Here is a 17,374-nt window from a genome sequence, read left to right as displayed (position 1 = left end):
TTTAGGTGGTGTGATAGCCTCCCCTCAAGGCCGGCCGTCATAGCCATCCCAGTAAGTAGCCACGGCGGAATCCAGCAGGATCTGCCGTTGTTTTTGCGGGTTATCCACTGAATATTCCTGATTGATAAATTTCCCTTTCTTCCCCACGTCGCTGAGGAATTCGGGGCTGCGGAAATAGGCTTCCCGCTGCTGTGCCTGCTGGCGAGTTAATCCCTTGGCCCGATCGGCCTTCCCCATTTGATAGAACTGGTCAAAGAACGGAATAGAGGCTTTTATCGAGTCCGGAATTTGGGTTCGTATTTCTGGGGAAAAATCCTCTCGCGCCATTTGATAAATCGCATGCTTGGCGTGGCGTTCCGGGCTGCTTTTTTGGCTGGTACAGGCACTCAGCAACAGTGCGGTGAAGGCAATAAGCAATCGAGGCAGTGTCAAAGTCATCATTCTTCCTTGAAAAAAGTACGTGGTAGCAACACTCACATAACGTATTGGAGTAATGAGTGCCACTAATCACAATCAACCTATTGATTGTTAAGGGTGACAGTATAGCCAGTGTTGCGCTTGTTCAAGAGAATATTTCCGGATGTTTCGGCCGGCTCTCAAATTCCCCCGCCGCATAAATGGTCATTTTTTTATCGTTTTGTGATCCTCGCCCCAAACCGGGAACGTTCCCATTTCATAAAAAAAGCGGAGTGACTAAGCTTTGATCATTACTCCGACAACACCTCTGCGGCAGTCCCATACCAAGAAAGGTATCTAATAATGAGCAAAGTAAAACAGCAGGATATCGATCGCCTGATTGTGCTGGTGGGCGGGCGCGAGAATATCGCGACCGTCAGCCACTGCATTACCAGGCTGCGTTTTGTTCTCAATGACCCAGCTCTGGCCAAACCGAAAGAAATCGAAGAGTTGCCGATGGTCAAAGGCTGCTTCACCAACGCCGGGCAATTCCAGGTGGTGATCGGCCCCGAGGTTGGGGATTACTACCAGGCCCTGATCGCCACCACCGGCGTCAATGAAGCCGATAAAGAGCAGGCCAAGGTGGCGGCGCGCCAGAACATGACCTGGAGCGAACGCGCCATCTCGCACTTCGCCGAAATCTTCTTCCCCCTGCTGCCTGCTTTAATCAGCGGCGGTTTGATCCTCGGTTTCCGTAACGTGATCGGCGACATCCCGATGTCCGGCGGCCAAACGTTGGCGCAGATGCACCCAGCGTGGAAAACCATCTACGACTTCCTGTGGTTGCTCGGTGAAGCCATCTTCATGTTCCTGCCGGTCGCCATCTGCTGGTCAACGGTGAAAAAAATGGGCGGTACGCCAGTGCTGGGTATCGTGTTGGGCATCACGCTGGTGTCCCCGCAGTTGATGAACTCCTATCAGCTTGGTCAGCAGATCCCGGAAGTATGGAACTTCGGCTGGTTCACCATTCAGAAAGTCGGCTATCAGGCGCAGGTGATCCCTTCCATGCTGGCCGGTATGGCACTGGGCTGGATTGAGACCCGGCTGAAAAAGATCGTGCCGGATTACCTGTACCTGGTAGTGGTGCCTGTGGTTTCACTGCTGCTGGCGGTGTTCCTGGCACACGCATTTATCGGGCCATTCGGCCGTATGATTGGCGATGGCGTAGCCTGGGCGGTAAAAGCCGTGATGACCGGCAGCTTCGCACCAATTGGCGCCGCGCTGTTTGGTTTCCTGTACGCACCGCTGGTGATCACCGGCGTGCATCAGACCACGCTGGCCATCGATATGCAGATGATCCAAAGCATGGGCGGCACCCCGGTCTGGCCGCTGATTGCACTGTCCAACATTGCGCAGGCTTCGGCAGTACTGGGCATTATCATTGTCAGCCGCAAGGCCAACGAACGTGAAATCTCGGTGCCGGCAGCAATTTCGGCCTACCTCGGCGTCACCGAACCGGCGATGTACGGGATCAACCTGAAGTACCGCTTCCCTATGCTGTGCGCGATGATCGGTTCCGCCTTTGCCGGGCTGATCTGCGGCCTGGACGGCGTGATGGCTAACGGCATCGGTGTCGGTGGTTTGCCGGGTATCCTGTCGATCAAACCGCAGTTCTGGATGATTTACACGGTGGCGATCCTGGTTGCCGTGGTGATCCCACTGGTGTTGACCATCATGGTCTACAAACGCAAAGCCAGCCGCGGTGAGCTGCCGGTCTGATTGAAATGTAGGGGCCCGGTACGCCGGGCCCGTTGTCACAAGTCAAAGGTATTACTATGAGCAATCCAATCCCCTGGTGGCAAAACGGTGTCATCTACCAAATCTACCCGAAGAGTTTTCAGGACAGCACCGGTAACGGCTACGGCGATCTGGCCGGTGTGACGGAGCGGCTGGACTATCTGCAGGAGCTGGGGATCGATGCCATCTGGCTGACGCCGGTGTATGTCTCCCCGCAGGTAGACAACGGTTATGACGTAGCAGATTACTGCGCTATCGACCCGGCCTACGGCACCATGGAGGATTTCGATCGTCTGATTGCCGCCGCCCACCAGCGCAGCATCCGCATCGTGATGGACATGGTGTTCAACCACACCTCGACCGAGCACCCGTGGTTCCAAGCCTCGCAGGATCCTGCCAGCCCGTTCCGTCAATTTTATGTCTGGCGCGACGGCGAAGGTGACGCCCTGCCGAACAACTGGCGCTCCAAGTTTGGCGGTAATGCCTGGCAGTGGCACGCCGACAGCGGCCAGTATTATCTGCATCTGTTCGCCACCGAACAGGCGGATCTCAACTGGGAGCACCCACCGGTGCGCGAAGAGCTGAAGAAAGTGTGTCAGTTCTGGGCCGACAAAGGCGTCGACGGCCTGCGTCTCGACGTGATCAATTTGGTCTCCAAGCAGCAGGATTTCCCGTCAGATAGTCAGGGTGACGGCCGCCGTTTCTACACCGATGGGCCACGTATTCATGAGTTTTTGCAGGAAATGAGCCGCGACGTGTTCCAGCCGCGCGGCCTGATGACCGTAGGGGAAATGTCTTCCACCACGCTGGAGCATTGCCGGCAGTACGCGGCGCAGAGCGGTGAAGAGCTGTCGATGACCTTCAACTTCCACCACCTGAAGGTGGACTATGCCGGTGGCGAAAAATGGACCCTGGCGGCACCGGATTATGTCGAGCTCAAGCAGATTTTCCGCCACTGGCAGCAGGGCATGCACAATCAGGCCTGGAACGCGCTGTTTTGGTGTAACCACGATCAGCCGCGCATCGTTTCACGCTTCGGCGATGAAGGCGAACTGCGGGTACCGGCCGCCAAAATGCTGGCGATGGTGCTGCATGGCATGCAGGGCACGCCTTATATCTATCAGGGTGAAGAGATCGGCATGACCAACCCGGGATTTAGCCGCATCGGGCAGTATCGCGATGTGGAAAGCCTGAACATGTACGCCGAACTCAGCGCCCAGGGCAAAAGTGACGCCGAGCTGCTGGCGATCCTGGCCAGCAAATCACGCGATAACGGTCGCACGCCGATGCAGTGGAGCGCCGCGCCGAACGCCGGTTTCACCCAGGGTACGCCGTGGATTGGCTGTGCGGAAAACTACCCGCAGATCAACGCCGAAGCGGCGCTGGCCGATTTGGATTCGGTGTTTTACGCCTATCGCCAATTAATCACTTTGCGCAAGCAGTATCCGCTGCTGACCCACGGCGACTATCGCGATCTGGCTCCTTCGCACCCGGCGTTGTGGTGCTATCAACGGAGCTGGAATGGCCAACGCCTGCTGGTAGTGGCCAACCTCGGCCGCGAACCACTGGCCTGGCAGGCGGAAAACGTAGAGTCGTCCGATTTGTGGCGTCCGCTGATGAGCAACTACGCCGACGCGCCTGTCCAGCCGCAGGCCACCACCCTGCGACCGTTCGAAGCGGTATGGTGGTTGCTGGAAGACTGATGCTGTCGGGGCGTGGCTTGCCGCGCCCTACAGTTTTTTCAGCAGTTCCACCACGCCGGCAGCCTCTTGCGCCAGGCGTTCATCGCTCATATCAAACACCCCCTGCACCAGGTGCGGCGGCAGGTAATCCATGCCGGTCAGGTTGGCCATCGCATGGAACGGGCGCAGCAGATCTGTCACCGGATAGCGGTTATAGCCTTCTGGCGTATAGGCCTGTTGATTGCCGCCGGTAGTGACCACCAGTTGCAAAGGTTTCCCCTGCAGTTGGGTGCCTTCGCTGCCGTAAGCGAAACCGTGGGTTAATACCGCGTCCTGCCATTCGCTGAGGATCGCCGGGGAACTGTACCAGTAGAACGGGAACAGCATCACCACCGCCTCATGACCCTGCAGCAACTCCTGCTCACGCGCCACGTCAATTTGATAGTCCGGGTAAGCGCGCATCAGTTCGTGAACCGTCACATTAGGCAAAGGACGTAGCGCGTCGATCAAGGCTTTGTTGATACGTGAGTCATCGGGAAAACGGTGGGCGGTTAACACTAAAATACGCGACATAGGAGATCCTTGATTAAAATTTGATATCGCATTTTTCCATTTCCTGCGCGTCGGGTGTAGGCTGTTGGTTGTCACTTCAATTTCAACTGAAAGTATCAACCATTATGTCACTGCCCTTTGACGTGCATCGCCTGCTGCCGGCCTTTCTCGCCGCCGCCCAGGCACAGAACTTTTCCGCTGCCGCACGCCAACTGGGTGTCACGCCGGCGGCCATCAGCAAAAATATCCGCGTGCTGGAAGAAAAGCTGGCTCTGCGGCTGTTCCAGCGCAACACCCACAACGTGGTGCTGACCGACGAAGGCAAGGCGCTGTTGCAGCAAGTGGCCCCCTTGTGGCAGGCACTGTCCGCCACGCTGGAAACCGCCGGCAGCGCACAGCAGGTGCCGTCCGGCACGGTGCGCGTCAGCATGATCCCGGGCTTCGGCCGCCAGATGCTGATGCCGTTGATCCCGCAGTTCCTCGAGCGTTATCCGCAGATCGACCTCGATCTTTCACTGGATGCGCGAGTGGTCAATCTGGTGGGGGAAGGTTTTGATGTCGGGATCGGTAGCCGGGTCGATCCCGATAGCCGGTTGGTGGCGCGGCCGCTGTACCCGATGCAGATGGTGCTGGCAGCCTCGCCCGGCTATCTGGCGCAACACGGCATGCCGCAGGATCCGCAAGATCTGTTGCAGCATAACTGTCTGCTGCACCGTAACCCGGCCACCGGCCGCAGCGTAAAATGGCCATTGCAACAACATGGCGAAGCCAAAACGCTGGAGCTGCAGGGTCGCCTGGTCGCCAGCCGACCAGAGATGCTGTTGGATACGGCGTTAGCCGGGCTGGGGATCGTCTGTCTGGCGCGCTGGTATGCGGAACCTCATTTTGCACAAGGCACGCTACAGCCCGTGCTGGCGGACAGCTGGCCGCAGCCGACCCAGCTGTGGTTGTACTATGCCTCCGCCGACCTGCCGCCACGGGTACGCGTCTGGGTTGAGTTCCTGCTCGAGCATTTTCGTCAGCGCCCGTCCTGAGTTTTCTGGCCAAAAATAATCGGTTGTACAGCTAGCGCCCGCTCTTTCCATTTCCTTGTCCTATGTCAAAAAAACCCCGCCAATATCTATATATAGTGCGTTAAGAAACACCGACACCTATATGTAGTAGTTATCAACAAAACTATCCACACGTCGCCTCAGCCCTTGTGCGCTGCGGCATTGCCCTGTGGATAAGCCGAAATCATACCGATACCCAACAGCGTTCAGTCTGCCGGGCATCAGCGCTCCCTCGGGGAACAAGGAGTAACAACGTGAAACCAGTAGTGATTAAACGGGACGGTTGTCAGGTACCTTTTGACGAGGCACGTATTGGGCAAGCTATCGAGCGCGCCGCGCTGGCCGCCGGTATTGTCGATGCCGACTACTGCGCAACCGTCGCCCGCGTAGTCGCTCAGCGGATGTCTCAGCAGCAGCGCGTTGATATCCATGAAATCCAGCAGGCGGTAGAAAATCAGCTGATGGCCGGCGAGTACAAGCAGTTGGCGCGCGCCTATATTGAATATCGCCACGATCGCGACGTCGCACGTGAGCTGCGCGGTCGGCTGAACCAGGAGATCCGCGGCCTGGTGGAGCAAAGCAATATGGCGTTGCTGAACGAAAACGCCAATAAGGACAGCAAGGTGATCCCCACCCAGCGCGATCTGCTGGCCGGGATCGTCGCCAAACATTATGCCAAGCAACACATCCTGCCGCGTGACGTGGTACTGGCCCACGAGCGCGGCGAGATCCACTACCACGATCTCGATTACTCGCCTTTCTTCCCCATGTTCAACTGCATGCTGATCGATCTGAAAGGCATGCTGACCAACGGCTTCAAGATGGGTAACGCCGAGATCGAACCCCCGAAGTCGATCTCCACCGCCACTGCGGTCACCGCACAGATCATCGCGCAGGTCGCCAGCCATATTTATGGCGGCACCACCATTAACCGGATCGATGAGATCCTGGCGCCGTTCGTCAGCGAAAGCTTCAACAAGCATCAGCAGGTCGCCGAGCAGTGGCAGATCCCGGATGCACAGAGCTATGCCATGGCGCGCACCGAAAAAGAGTGTTACGACGCCTTCCAGTCGCTGGAATATGAGGTCAACACCCTGCACACCGCCAACGGTCAGACGCCGTTCGTCACCTTCGGTTTCGGCCTGGGCACCTGCTGGGAATCTCGCTTGATCCAACGTTCGATCCTGAAAAATCGCATCGCCGGGCTGGGCAAGAACCGCAAGACGGCGGTATTCCCCAAACTGGTGTTCGCCATCCGCGACGGTCTCAATCACCAGTACGGCGATCCTAACTACGACATCAAACAGTTAGCGCTGGAATGCGCCAGCAAGCGCATGTACCCGGACATCCTCAATTACGATCAGGTGGTGAAAGTCACCGGATCGTTCAAAACGCCAATGGGCTGCCGCAGCTTCCTCGGAACCTATGAAGAGGATGGCGAACTGGTACACGACGGCCGCAACAATATCGGTGTGATCAGCCTGAACCTGCCGCGTATTGCGCTGGAGGCGATGGGGGATGAGAGCCGCTTCTGGCGTCTGCTGGACCAACGTTTGCTGCTGGCGAAGAAGGCACTGATGACGCGCATCGCCCGGCTGGAAGGCATCAAGGCCCGGGTTGCACCGATCCTGTATATGGAAGGCGCCTGTGGTGTGCGCTTGAAGGCAGACGACAATATCGCCGAGATCTTCAAGAATGGCCGTGCGTCGATCTCACTGGGCTATATCGGCCTGCATGAGACCATCAACGCACTGTTCGGCAACCAGCAACACGTTTACGACGATGAAACACTGCGCGAAAAGGCCGTTGCCATTGTCGCCCACCTGCGGGCCGCTACCGAGAGCTGGAAAGATGAGACCGGTTACGGCTTCAGCCTGTACAGCACGCCGAGCGAGAACCTGTGCGACCGCTTCTGTCGGCTGGATACCGCCGATTTCGGCGTGGTGCCGGGCGTCACTGACAAAGGCTATTACACCAACAGCTTCCACCTCGACGTAGAGAAAAAGGTCAATCCTTACGACAAGCTGGATTTTGAAGCGCCCTATCCCCCGTTGGCCAACGGCGGTTTCATCTGTTACGGCGAATACCCGAACCTGCAGCACAACCTGAAAGCGCTGGAAGACGTGTGGGATTACAGCTACAGCCGCGTGCCTTATTACGGCACCAATACGCCGATCGATGAGTGTTACGAGTGCGGCTTTACCGGCGAATTTTCCTGTACCAGCAAGGGTTTCACCTGCCCGAAATGCGGCAACCACGAGCCGTCCAAGGTGTCGGTGACCCGCCGGGTGTGTGGCTACCTCGGCAGTCCGGACGCCAGGCCGTTCAACGCCGGCAAGCAGGAAGAAGTGAAACGCCGGGTGAAACACCTGGGGAACGGGCAGATCGGCTAACGCAAAGCTCGCAAAGCCCGCTGAGCAACAGTCTGTTCATCGGGCGTTATTGTCGCCACCAATTTGTTCCCGGCCAGCGCGGAAGAAACGGAGCGTACACGCAGTACGTGAGTATTCCGAGCACTGCCCGGGGGCAAAATGGCAAGTAAAATAGCCAGATGGGCAGACCTCACATGAATTACCACCAGTATTACCCCATCGACGTGGTCAACGGGCCCGGCACCCGCTGCACGCTGTTTGTTGCCGGCTGCGTGCACCAGTGCCCCGGTTGCTACAACAAAAGCACCTGGCGGCTCAATTCCGGCCAGCCGTTTAGTCAGACGATGGAAGACCAGTTGATTGCCGATCTGAACGACACGCGTATTCCGCGTCAGGGCCTGTCGCTGTCCGGCGGCGATCCGCTGCATCCGGCCAATCTCTCGGCGGTGCTGCAATTGGTGAAACGGGTGCATGCCGAGTGCCCCGGCAAGGATATCTGGCTGTGGACCGGCTACCGGTTGGCAGAGCTGGATGCCCAGCAAATGCAGGTGGTGGATCGGATTAACGTGCTGATTGACGGTAAGTTTGTGCAGGATTTAAAAGACCCGGCGCTGATCTGGCGCGGCAGCGCTAATCAGGTGGTGCATAAGCTGCGTTGATCATCCCCTCACCCCGGCCCTCTCCCCCAGGAGAGGGAGATGGCCACGTCCACCTATACCAACCCCATTCCCACTACGCCCGTGACGATCCCGCATAGTGCCACCAGCGCGGCGGTCAGGCACAGGGCCTTGGCGGAAAAGGCTTTGTTCAGCATCAGCAGCGAAGGCAGGCTGACCGCCGGCAGGGTCATCAACAGCGCCAGCGCCGGGCCAGTGCCCATTCCCGCCAGCATCATGGTCTGCACAATCGGGATTTCCGCCGCCGTGGGGATCACGAACAGGCAACCGGCGATCGCCAGTCCAATAATCCACAGCAGGCTGTTGTCTATCGCACCATCGGCATGGGGGAATAGCCAGACACGCGCCGCTCCCAGCGCCAGCACCGCCAGAATGTAGATCGGAATGGTGGACCAAAACAGCGACCACAATGCCTTCAGCCAACGGCCAAGAAAGGGCTGAGCCTCGGTTTTCTCCAGTGGTATCACCGGCATTTGCAGTGCCGCAGGCTGCGGATCCTTGGCGGTGGCACGTTGCACCAGCCAGGCGATGCCCAACACCATAATCACCCCGGCCACCAGCCGGATAGCGGCAAACTGCCAGCCAAGCACGAAGCCCATAAAAATCAGCGTCGCCGGGTTCAATACCGGGTTACTCAACCAGAACGCCATCGCCGCCCCGCTGGACACCGACTGACGGCGCAGCCCGGCGGCGACCGGTGCGGCACAGCAGGTACACATCATGCCCGGCAGCGCGATCACCGCGCCCAACAGGGTGCCGGAGAACCGCGGGTGGCCCAACGTACGCATCAGCCAATCACGCGGGATGAGCACCTGCACCAGCGAGCCCAACACCACGCCGAGCACCGCCGCCTTCCACACCGCTGTGAAATAAACCAGCGCATAGTGCCAGGCCGCCAGCCACGGGCTGCTGTCACCGTTAGCCAGTATCGATTTGCCAATCGAGTGGGTATCCGCCGCCAGAAAAGCCTTGCCGTAATAAGGCTGCCATTTGACGTAGTAGAGGCCTACGGCCACCACCAGCAGAAACAGGATCGGTTTCCACAACGGCCAGGGGCGGCTGCGGTGTTCGGTTGCGGTCAGGGGATGTGGCATCGGGTTGGCTCGGTTCAGTAAACAATGACGTCAGCTTAGCGCGCCACGACCACGGGCGCATCATCAGCCTGTCCAAAATAGTTCATCTGTTCGCCACTGACGCGTAACGAGATTGTCATCTGGGCCCGGCAAGATAACGCCAGCTTGAAAGTCATAGGGTAAGCACCAGCACGGTAATAAAGGCTGACAACCCCTGGATTTTAATGAGTATTCGGCACGCCGAGGTTTTTATTATGATGGACTTATCTAGACATCCGACCAGTTTCCCTACCCGTTACCAGCAGATCGCCGCACAGCTTGAGCAAGAGCTGCGTACTCAATACCGCTGTGGCGACTACCTGCCTTCCGAACAACAGCTGGCAGAACGCTATCAGGTCAATCGCCATACCCTGCGCCGCGCGGTCGACCAATTGGTGGATCGCGGCTGGCTGCAACGTCGGCACGGCATCGGCATTTTGGTGCTGATGCGCCCGTATGACTACCCCTTGCATGCCAATACCCGGTTCAGCCAGAACTTGTTCGAGCAGGGCAGCCACCCCACCAGTGAGCGCTTACTAGCAGTATTGCGCCCGTGCAATGGGCATGTCGCCAGTGCACTGTCGCGTGAAGAAGGTGAAACGGTGATCCACCTGCGCACCCTGCGCCGGGTCAACGGCGTGCCAATGAGCCTGATCGACCATTATCTGCCCGATTTGGACTGGTGGCCGGCGCTGCAGCAGTTCCACAGCGGCTCGCTGCACGAATTTATCGAACTCAACATCCACCAGCCGCTGACCCGCCAGCAGACGCGCATCAGCGCACGCCGCGCACAGGCCAAAGAGAGCCGGTTGCTGGAAATTGCCACCCACGCGCCGCTGCTGTGCGTGCGCACCCTGAACGTCTGCACCGGCGGTGACAGCGTGGCGGAATACTCCGTCAGCCTGGCGCGCGCCGACATGATTGAACTGACCATGGAGCACTGAATGCAAGCCTTACAGCCAAGACAACGCTGGATGTCGGTATTGGCGCACAGCCAGCCGGCCCAGTTGCGCAGCCACTGGCAGGCGCTGAACCTCAGCCCGCGCTACCAAACCATTCGCGCGCCGGAGATTGACCTGGCGCAGTTACAGGGCCGCATGGGAGCCACCGGCCGCCGCTTTGTGCTGGGCGACATGACCGTCACCCGCGCGGTGGTACAGCTCGAAAACGGCGGCTACGGCTACAGCTATATCGCCGGACGTGACAAGGCGCATGCCGAACTTTGCGCCCTGGCGGATGCCCTGCTGCAACTACCGGAGCTGGCCGAATTACTGCAACAACAGCTGATTGAGCCACTGGCCGCCTTGCAACATGAGCAACGCCAACTGCGCGCCCGCGCCGTCGCCTCCAGCCGGGTCGACTTCTTTACGCTGGTACGAGGAGATTAACCGATGAGCCTACTGACAGGTTTTGCACAGCCGATTGAACAATCGCAACAGGCTTTCCGCTTGATCCTTAAGGCATTAAGTGAACCGGGCCATATCGTCACCCTGCCAGACAGTCCGGCCTGGGGGGCGCTGAACGCCGCCAGTACCGCTGCGTTATTGACGCTGGCCGATCAGGAAACCCCGATCCAACTCTGTCTGGCTCTGGAAAGTGAGCAAGTGCTAACAAACATTCGCTTCCACAGCGGTGCGCCGCTGGCCAATAACCCCGAAGAAGTGTGTTTTGCCCTGTTCGATGCGCAATTGCAGGCCGCTGATTTACAGGCGTTGCCGCACGGCTGTGAGATTTCCCCCGAGTTCAGCACCACGGTAGTGATACAGCTCGACAGCCTGGACCAGGGTAGCGCACTGCGCCTGACCGGCCCCGGCATTGAACAGCAACGGGTGATCTCGCCCTCGTTGCCGCCGGTGCTGCTGGACTACCTGATTAACCGCCCGCAGCGCTTCCCGCTGGGGCTGGATTTCCTGCTGACCTGCGGTGAGCGCCTGCTGGCGTTGCCGCGGACCACCCATGTGGAGGTGTGCTGATGTACGTTGCCGTTAAAGGGGGCGAAAAAGCCATTGAGGCCGCCCATCAGTTACAGGAACAGCTACGGCGCGGTGACGACAGCGTACCGGCGCTCGGCACCCAACAGATTGAACAACAACTGGGCCTGGCGGTGGATCGGGTGATGACCGAAGGCGGCATCTACGATCCTGAGCTGGCGGCGTTGGCCATCAAGCAGGCGAGTGGCGATTTGGTCGAGGCTATTTTCCTGCTGCGCGCCTATCGCACTACCCTGCCACGGCTGGCGGTCAGCGAGCCATTGGCGACCGAAAATATGCGGCTGGAACGCCGTATCTCGGCGGTTTACAAGGACTTGCCCGGCGGCCAGGTGCTGGGGCCAACCTACGATTACACCCACCGTCTGCTGGATTTTGCCCTGCTGGCCGAAGGCGAAGCGCCGCGTGCGCCGCAGGCCGACGAACCGCTGCCGGAAAACTGCGCCCACGTGTTCGACTTACTCAGTCAGCAGCAACTGGCACTGGCGGAACAGGACGACGGCACTGCGCCGGATGACATCACCCGTAATCCGCCGGTTTACCCCTGTTCACGCTCGGCACGCCTGCAACAGCTGGTGCGCGGCGACGAAGGTTTTCTGCTGGCGCTGAGCTACTCCACCCAACGCGGTTACGGTCGCACCCACCCGTTCGCCGGTGAGATCCGTACCGGTTATGTTTCGGCGGAGATAGTACCTGAAGAGCTGGGTTTCGCGGTAGATATCGGCGAGATCCTGCTGACCGAATGTGAAATGGTCAACGGTTTCATCGACCCGGCCGACCAGCCACCGCATTTCACCCGTGGCTATGGCCTGGTGTTTGGCCGCGCCGAACGTAAAGCGATGGCGATGGCGCTGGTGGACCGCGCACTGCAAAGCCCCGACTACGACGAAGGCATCGCCAGCCCGGCGCAGGACGAAGAGTTCGTGCTGGCCCACGCCGATAACGTCGAAGCCGCCGGCTTTGTTTCCCACCTCAAATTGCCCCACTACGTCGATTTTCAGGCCGAGCTGGAATTGCTCAAGCGCCTGCGACAGGAGTTCAGCGAGCGTCAGGAGGCCCGCGATGAGTGAAGTATTAACCGGCTATAACCTGGGTTATCTGGACGAACAGACCAAACGTATGATCCGCCGCGCCATTCTGAAGGCGGTGGCGATCCCCGGTTATCAGGTACCGTTCGGCGGCCGTGAGATGCCAATGCCTTACGGCTGGGGCACCGGCGGCATTCAGTTGACCGCCAGCGTGATTGGCCGCGCCGACGTGTTGAAGGTGATCGACCAGGGTGCCGATGACACCACCAACGCAGTCTCCATCCGCCGCTTCTTCCAGCGCGTCGCCGGGGTGGCGACCACCGAACGCACGCCGGAAGCCACACTGATCCAGACCCGGCACCGCATCCCGGAAACTGCGCTGCGCGAAGATCAGATCCTGATTTATCAGGTGCCGATCCCGGAGCCGCTGCGCTTTATCGAACCGCGTGAAACCGAGACCCGCAAAATGCACGCGCTGGAAGAGTACGGCGTAATGCAGGTGAAACTGTATGAGGACATCGCACGCTACGGCCATATCGCTACCACCTATGCCTACCCGGTGAAGGTCAATGACCGCTATGTGATGGACCCGTCGCCGATCCCGAAATTCGATAACCCGAAAATGCACATGATGCCGGCACTGCAACTGTTCGGCGCCGGGCGCGAGAAGCGCATCTACGCCCTGCCGCCATTCACCAAGGTGGAAAGCCTGGACTTCGACGATCATCCTTTCACCGTGCAGCAATGGGACGAACCCTGCGCCCTGTGCGGCTCACGCCACAGCTACCTGGATGAGGTGGTGCTCGACGATCAGGGCAGCCGCATGTTCGTTTGTTCCGACACCGATTACTGCCAGCAGCAGCTGGCGCAACCTTCGCAAGAGGTGCAGCACTGATGACTTCTACCCCTCTGAGCACCACGCCACTGCTGTCGGTGACTAACCTCACCCATCTGTACGCACCGGGCAAAGGCTTTAGCGATGTGTCTTTCGATATCTACCCCGGCGAAGTGCTGGGCATCGTTGGCGAGTCCGGCTCCGGCAAGACTACGCTGCTGAAATCCATCTCCGCACGGCTGGCACCGCAGCACGGACAAATCCTTTATCGTCCGCAGGCCGGGCAACAGCATGACCTGTACGCGATGGCGGAAAGCGATCGCCGCCGCCTGCTGCGCACCGACTGGGGTGTGGTGCATCAACATCCGCTCGACGGGCTGCGGCCCAAGGTTTCTGCCGGTGGCAACATTGGCGAACGGCTGATGGCTATCGGCCAGCGTCACTACGGCGACATCCGCCGACAGGCCGGGCAGTGGCTGGAGGACGTCGAGATCCCGGTGTCACGCCTTGACGATCTGCCGACCACCTTCTCCGGCGGCATGCAGCAGCGGTTGCAAATCGCCCGCAATCTGGTGACTCATCCCAAGCTGGTATTTATGGACGAGCCCACCGGCGGGCTGGACGTTTCAGTACAGGCGCGGCTGCTCGATCTGCTGCGCACACTGGTGGTAGAGATGCAGCTGGCGGCGGTGATTGTCACCCACGATCTCGGCGTGGCGCGCCTGCTGGCACACCGGCTGCTGGTGATGAAACAGGGCGAGGTGGTGGAAAGCGGCCTGACTGACCGGGTGCTGGACGATCCGCACCATCCTTATACCCAACTGCTGGTTTCTTCGGTGCTGTCGTAACGCAAGGTAATGATAAATGACTATTCAAATCCGGGTTGAACACCTCAGCAAAACCTTTGTGCTCCACCAGCAGCACGGCACGCAACTGCCGGTCCTGCACGACGCCAACATGACGGTCAGCAGTGGCGAATGCGTGGTGCTGCACGGCCATTCCGGCAGCGGTAAATCCACGCTGCTACGCTCACTGTACGCCAACTATCTGCCCGACAGCGGCCATATCTGGGTCAACCACCAGGGGGAATGGCTGGACATGGTGCAGGCCGAAGCGCGCCAGATCCTGGCGGTACGCCGCCATACCCTCGGCTGGGTCAGCCAGTTTCTGCGGGTGATCCCGCGTATCAGCGCGCTGGACGTAGTAATGCAACCGCTGCTGGAACAGGGCGTCAACCGCGCCGAATGCCGTGAACGCGCCGAGACGCTGCTCAACCAGCTCAACGTGCCGCAACGCCTGTGGCAGCTGGCACCGTCCACCTTTTCCGGCGGCGAACAACAGCGGGTGAACATCGCTCGTGGCTTTATCGTCGACTACCCGATCCTGTTGCTGGACGAACCGACCGCCTCACTCGACAGCCGTAACAGGGCGGCAGTGGTCGCGCTGATCGAGCAGGCCAAACAACGCGGCGCAGCGATCGTCGGTATTTTCCATGATGAAGGCGTCCGTCAGCAGGTCGCCGACCGGTTATATGACATGCAGGCGCCACAGGCGCTGGAGATCCTCTGATGATCATCAATAACGTGAAACTGGTGCTGGAGGATCAGATCGTCGAAGGATCGCTGGAGATCAACGACGGTATGATCCGCAGCTTTGCCGATACGCCAAGCCAGTTGCCGCAGGCATTGAACGGTGAAGGTGGCTGGCTGTTGCCGGGGCTGATTGAGCTGCATACCGACAATCTGGACAAGTTTTTCACCCCGCGGCCGAACGTCGACTGGCCGGCGCATTCGGCCATGAGCAGCCATGATGCACTGATGGTAGCCAACGGCATCACCACCGTGCTGGACGCGGTGGCGATCGGTGACGTTCGGGACGGCGGCCACCGGCTGGAAAACCTGCAAAAAATGATCGACGCGGTGATCTATAGCCAGCGCGCCGGGGTCAACCGCGCCGAGCACCGGCTGCACCTGCGCTGCGAACTGCCAAACGAGAGCACTCTGCCGCTGTTCGAGCAGTTGATGGACAAGCCCGGCGTGTCGCTGGTGTCGCTGATGGACCATTCACCGGGCCAGCGCCAGTTCGCCTCGCGTGAAAAATACCGGGAGTATTATCAAGGCAAATACCATCTTAATGACCAGCAAATGAGTGAATATGAGGAGCAGCAGGTCGGGCTTTCGGCCCGCTGGGCCACGCCTAACCGCGAGGCGATCGCCGCCCATTGTCGGGCGCGTAAAATTTCGCTCGCCAGTCACGACGACGCCACCGCCGACCACGTCAGCGAGTCCTGTGCGCTGGGCAGCGTGATTGCCGAATTCCCCACCACCGAAGATGCCGCTCTCGCTTCGCACCAGCAGGGATTACAAGTGCTGATGGGCGCGCCGAACATCGTGCGCGGCGGTTCGCATTCCGGCAACGTGGCAGCCCATCACCTGGCGGCGTTGGGCGTGTTGGATATCCTGTCCTCCGACTATTATCCGGCCAGCCTGCTGGATGCCGCGTTTCGCATTGCGGCCGATGAACGTAACGGCTACAGCTTGCCGCAGGCGGTGCAGATGATCACCCGTAACCCGGCCAGTGCACTGGATCTGCAGGATCGCGGTACTATCGCCGAAGGTTTGCGGGCGGATCTGGTGTTGGCACGACCACACGGCGAGCACATTTACGTGCAGAACGTGTGGCGTCAGGGCAAGCAGGTGTTCTGATGGCACAGCTTATCTATCTGATGGGCCCTTCCGGCTCGGGCAAAGACAGCCTGTTGGCCGCACTGCGCGCCGATGCCGAAAGTACGCCGCTGGTAGCGCACCGCTATATCACCCGGCCGGCAGACGCCGGCTGCGAGAACCATATTGCGCTCAGCGAAGCGGAGTTCCTGCGCCGCCGTGCCAAAGGGTTATTTGCCCTCGACTGGCAGGCGCACCAGCACCATTACGCCTTTGGCATCGAGGTGGATCTCTGGCTGTTGCAGGGGAGCGACGTGGTGGTCAACGGCTCGCGAGCCCACCTGTCGCAGGCACAGCAGCGCTATGGTGCACAGCTGCTGCCGGTGTGCCTGCAGGTCAGCAGCGATGTTCTGCGCCAGCGCCTGCAACATCGCGGGCGTGAAACTGCCGATCAAATCGAACAACGGCTGGCGCGGGCGGCGGAGTATCAGCAAAAACTGCCCCCTCTTTGCAGCCGGTTGGATAACGACGGCAACCTTGATGACACCCTGGCAGCGCTACTGGCGCTGCTGCCCGCTTCCGCCAAACAACCACAGGATGCCATGCCATGAACGATCCGGCGCAGCCGAAAATCGGCGACAACGTGACGCTTAACCGCAGCCGGCTCGGCCAGTATGTCCATCTGGCCGACGATGCGATCCTCGAAGAGGTGGAAATGGGCGATTACTCCTACACCGCCGGACATAACCAGATTTTTTACGCCACCATCGGTAAATTCGTGTCGATTGCCTCTTACGCGCGTATCAATCCCGGCAACCATCCCACCTACCAGCGCATCGCCCAGCACCATTTCACCTATCGCGCGTCGGAGTACGATCTGGGGGAAGATGACGAGGCGTTTTTCGACTGGCGGCGTGAGCACCACGTGACCATTGGCCACGACGTGTGGATCGGCCATAACGCCATCGTGATGCCCGGTGTCAGCATTGGCAACGGCGCAGTGATTGGCAGCGCGGCGGTAGTGACCAAGGATGTGGCCCCTTATGAAATTGTCGCCGGGGTGGCAGCTAAAAAGATCGGCATGCGTTTTGATGACGCACTGATTGAACGTATTGAACGCAGCCAGTGGTGGCACTGGGACCATCAGACGCTGCAACAACGGCTGGCAGATTTTCGTGATATCCATGCCTTCGCGGAGAAGTATTTATAATCGGGAGTGG

Annotated in this window: 18 protein-coding genes; 15 read left to right on the top strand and 3 right to left on the bottom strand. The window is 59.4% G+C overall.

The genetic code is table 11. The features are described from left to right. Nucleotides 1–24: 24 nt before the first annotated feature. Nucleotides 25–441, bottom strand: coding sequence for an Exc2 family lipoprotein (locus NHG65_RS02185; RefSeq protein ID WP_499182886.1), 417 nt, complete (start codon nucleotides 439–441; stop codon nucleotides 25–27). 318 nt (nucleotides 442–759) lie between these two features. On the opposite strand from NHG65_RS02185, the gene treB reads away from it, so the two are divergent. Then, complete coding sequence (gene treB / locus NHG65_RS02180; protein ID WP_012004987.1) at nucleotides 760–2,175, top strand: PTS trehalose transporter subunit IIBC; 1,416 nt, start codon at nucleotides 760–762, stop codon at nucleotides 2,173–2,175. Nucleotides 2,176–2,231: 56 nt separating this feature from the next. Then, the gene (treC, locus tag NHG65_RS02175; protein WP_413478786.1) at nucleotides 2,232–3,896 is read left to right on the top strand and encodes an alpha,alpha-phosphotrehalase; all 1,665 of its coding nucleotides are present in this window, start codon (nucleotides 2,232–2,234) and stop codon (nucleotides 3,894–3,896) included. Between the two features lie 27 nt (nucleotides 3,897–3,923). Here the strand turns inward: treC and NHG65_RS02170 are convergent, their stop codons facing one another. Then, nucleotides 3,924–4,448 (bottom strand): NAD(P)H-dependent oxidoreductase, encoded by a 525-nt coding sequence (locus NHG65_RS02170; RefSeq protein WP_099064528.1) that lies wholly within the window; start codon nucleotides 4,446–4,448, stop codon nucleotides 3,924–3,926. A 104-nt stretch (nucleotides 4,449–4,552) separates the two neighbouring features. Between NHG65_RS02170 and NHG65_RS02165 the strand changes: the two genes are divergently transcribed. The 3 genes from NHG65_RS02165 (at nucleotide 4,553) to nrdG (ending at nucleotide 8,510) form a co-directional block, all read left to right on the top strand. After that, nucleotides 4,553–5,461 (top strand): LysR family transcriptional regulator, encoded by a 909-nt coding sequence (locus NHG65_RS02165; RefSeq protein WP_499182885.1) that lies wholly within the window; start codon nucleotides 4,553–4,555, stop codon nucleotides 5,459–5,461. A 272-nt stretch (nucleotides 5,462–5,733) separates the two neighbouring features. After that, the gene (nrdD, locus tag NHG65_RS02160) at nucleotides 5,734–7,872 is read left to right on the top strand and encodes an anaerobic ribonucleoside-triphosphate reductase (protein WP_207978075.1); all 2,139 of its coding nucleotides are present in this window, start codon (nucleotides 5,734–5,736) and stop codon (nucleotides 7,870–7,872) included. A gap of 173 nt (nucleotides 7,873–8,045) precedes the next feature. Continuing rightward, complete coding sequence (gene nrdG, locus NHG65_RS02155; RefSeq protein WP_499182884.1) at nucleotides 8,046–8,510, top strand: anaerobic ribonucleoside-triphosphate reductase-activating protein; 465 nt, start codon at nucleotides 8,046–8,048, stop codon at nucleotides 8,508–8,510. A 53-nt stretch (nucleotides 8,511–8,563) separates the two neighbouring features. Here the strand turns inward: nrdG and NHG65_RS02150 are convergent, their stop codons facing one another. Beyond that, entirely contained in the window at nucleotides 8,564–9,622 is a 1,059-nt protein-coding gene (locus NHG65_RS02150; protein ID WP_261285472.1) for a permease, read from the bottom strand. Between the two features lie 236 nt (nucleotides 9,623–9,858). On the opposite strand from NHG65_RS02150, the gene phnF reads away from it, so the two are divergent. From phnF to NHG65_RS02100, 10 genes are read left to right on the top strand one after another with little or no spacing between them, the layout of a single operon-like run. Beyond that, complete coding sequence (gene phnF, locus NHG65_RS02145) at nucleotides 9,859–10,584, top strand: phosphonate metabolism transcriptional regulator PhnF (RefSeq protein ID WP_219015321.1); 726 nt, start codon at nucleotides 9,859–9,861, stop codon at nucleotides 10,582–10,584. Then, nucleotides 10,585–11,028: a phosphonate C-P lyase system protein PhnG gene (phnG, locus tag NHG65_RS02140; RefSeq protein ID WP_499182883.1), complete on the top strand. Its 444-nt coding sequence runs from the start codon at nucleotides 10,585–10,587 to the stop codon at nucleotides 11,026–11,028. 3 nt (nucleotides 11,029–11,031) lie between these two features. Beyond that, the gene (gene phnH, locus NHG65_RS02135) at nucleotides 11,032–11,613 is read left to right on the top strand and encodes a phosphonate C-P lyase system protein PhnH (protein ID WP_499182882.1); all 582 of its coding nucleotides are present in this window, start codon (nucleotides 11,032–11,034) and stop codon (nucleotides 11,611–11,613) included. Next, nucleotides 11,613–12,698, top strand: a complete 1,086-nt coding sequence (locus tag NHG65_RS02130; RefSeq protein WP_261285470.1) for a carbon-phosphorus lyase complex subunit — start codon at nucleotides 11,613–11,615, stop codon at nucleotides 12,696–12,698. The genes phnH and NHG65_RS02130 overlap by 1 nt, the downstream gene beginning before the upstream one ends. Next, the gene (locus tag NHG65_RS02125; protein WP_499182881.1) at nucleotides 12,691–13,551 is read left to right on the top strand and encodes an alpha-D-ribose 1-methylphosphonate 5-phosphate C-P-lyase PhnJ; all 861 of its coding nucleotides are present in this window, start codon (nucleotides 12,691–12,693) and stop codon (nucleotides 13,549–13,551) included. Before NHG65_RS02130 ends, NHG65_RS02125 begins: the two co-directional genes overlap by 8 nt. Continuing rightward, nucleotides 13,551–14,339, top strand: coding sequence for a phosphonate C-P lyase system protein PhnK (gene phnK, locus NHG65_RS02120; RefSeq protein ID WP_085119509.1), 789 nt, complete (start codon nucleotides 13,551–13,553; stop codon nucleotides 14,337–14,339). The genes NHG65_RS02125 and phnK overlap by 1 nt, the downstream gene beginning before the upstream one ends. Nucleotides 14,340–14,355: 16 nt before the next feature. After that, complete coding sequence (phnL, locus tag NHG65_RS02115) at nucleotides 14,356–15,060, top strand: phosphonate C-P lyase system protein PhnL (RefSeq protein WP_499182880.1); 705 nt, start codon at nucleotides 14,356–14,358, stop codon at nucleotides 15,058–15,060. Further along, a complete protein-coding gene (gene phnM, locus NHG65_RS02110) occupies nucleotides 15,060–16,196 on the top strand; it encodes an alpha-D-ribose 1-methylphosphonate 5-triphosphate diphosphatase (protein ID WP_499182879.1) in 1,137 nt (378 codons plus the stop codon). The genes phnL and phnM overlap by 1 nt, the downstream gene beginning before the upstream one ends. Continuing rightward, nucleotides 16,196–16,765 carry a ribose 1,5-bisphosphokinase gene (phnN, locus tag NHG65_RS02105; protein ID WP_207978080.1) on the top strand — a complete coding sequence of 190 codons (570 nt, stop codon included), beginning with the start codon at nucleotides 16,196–16,198 and terminating at the stop codon, nucleotides 16,763–16,765. The genes phnM and phnN overlap by 1 nt, the downstream gene beginning before the upstream one ends. Further along, on the top strand, nucleotides 16,762–17,364 hold the full coding sequence (locus NHG65_RS02100) for a DapH/DapD/GlmU-related protein (protein ID WP_207978082.1): 603 nt from the start codon (nucleotides 16,762–16,764) through the stop codon (nucleotides 17,362–17,364). Before phnN ends, NHG65_RS02100 begins: the two co-directional genes overlap by 4 nt. Nucleotides 17,365–17,374: the final 10 nt, after the last annotated feature.

The sequence above is a fragment of the Serratia myotis genome (assembly GCF_027474885.1).
GTDB lineage: Bacteria > Pseudomonadota > Gammaproteobacteria > Enterobacterales > Enterobacteriaceae > Serratia > Serratia proteamaculans.
This window is presented reverse-complemented; position numbering and strand designations above follow the sequence as displayed.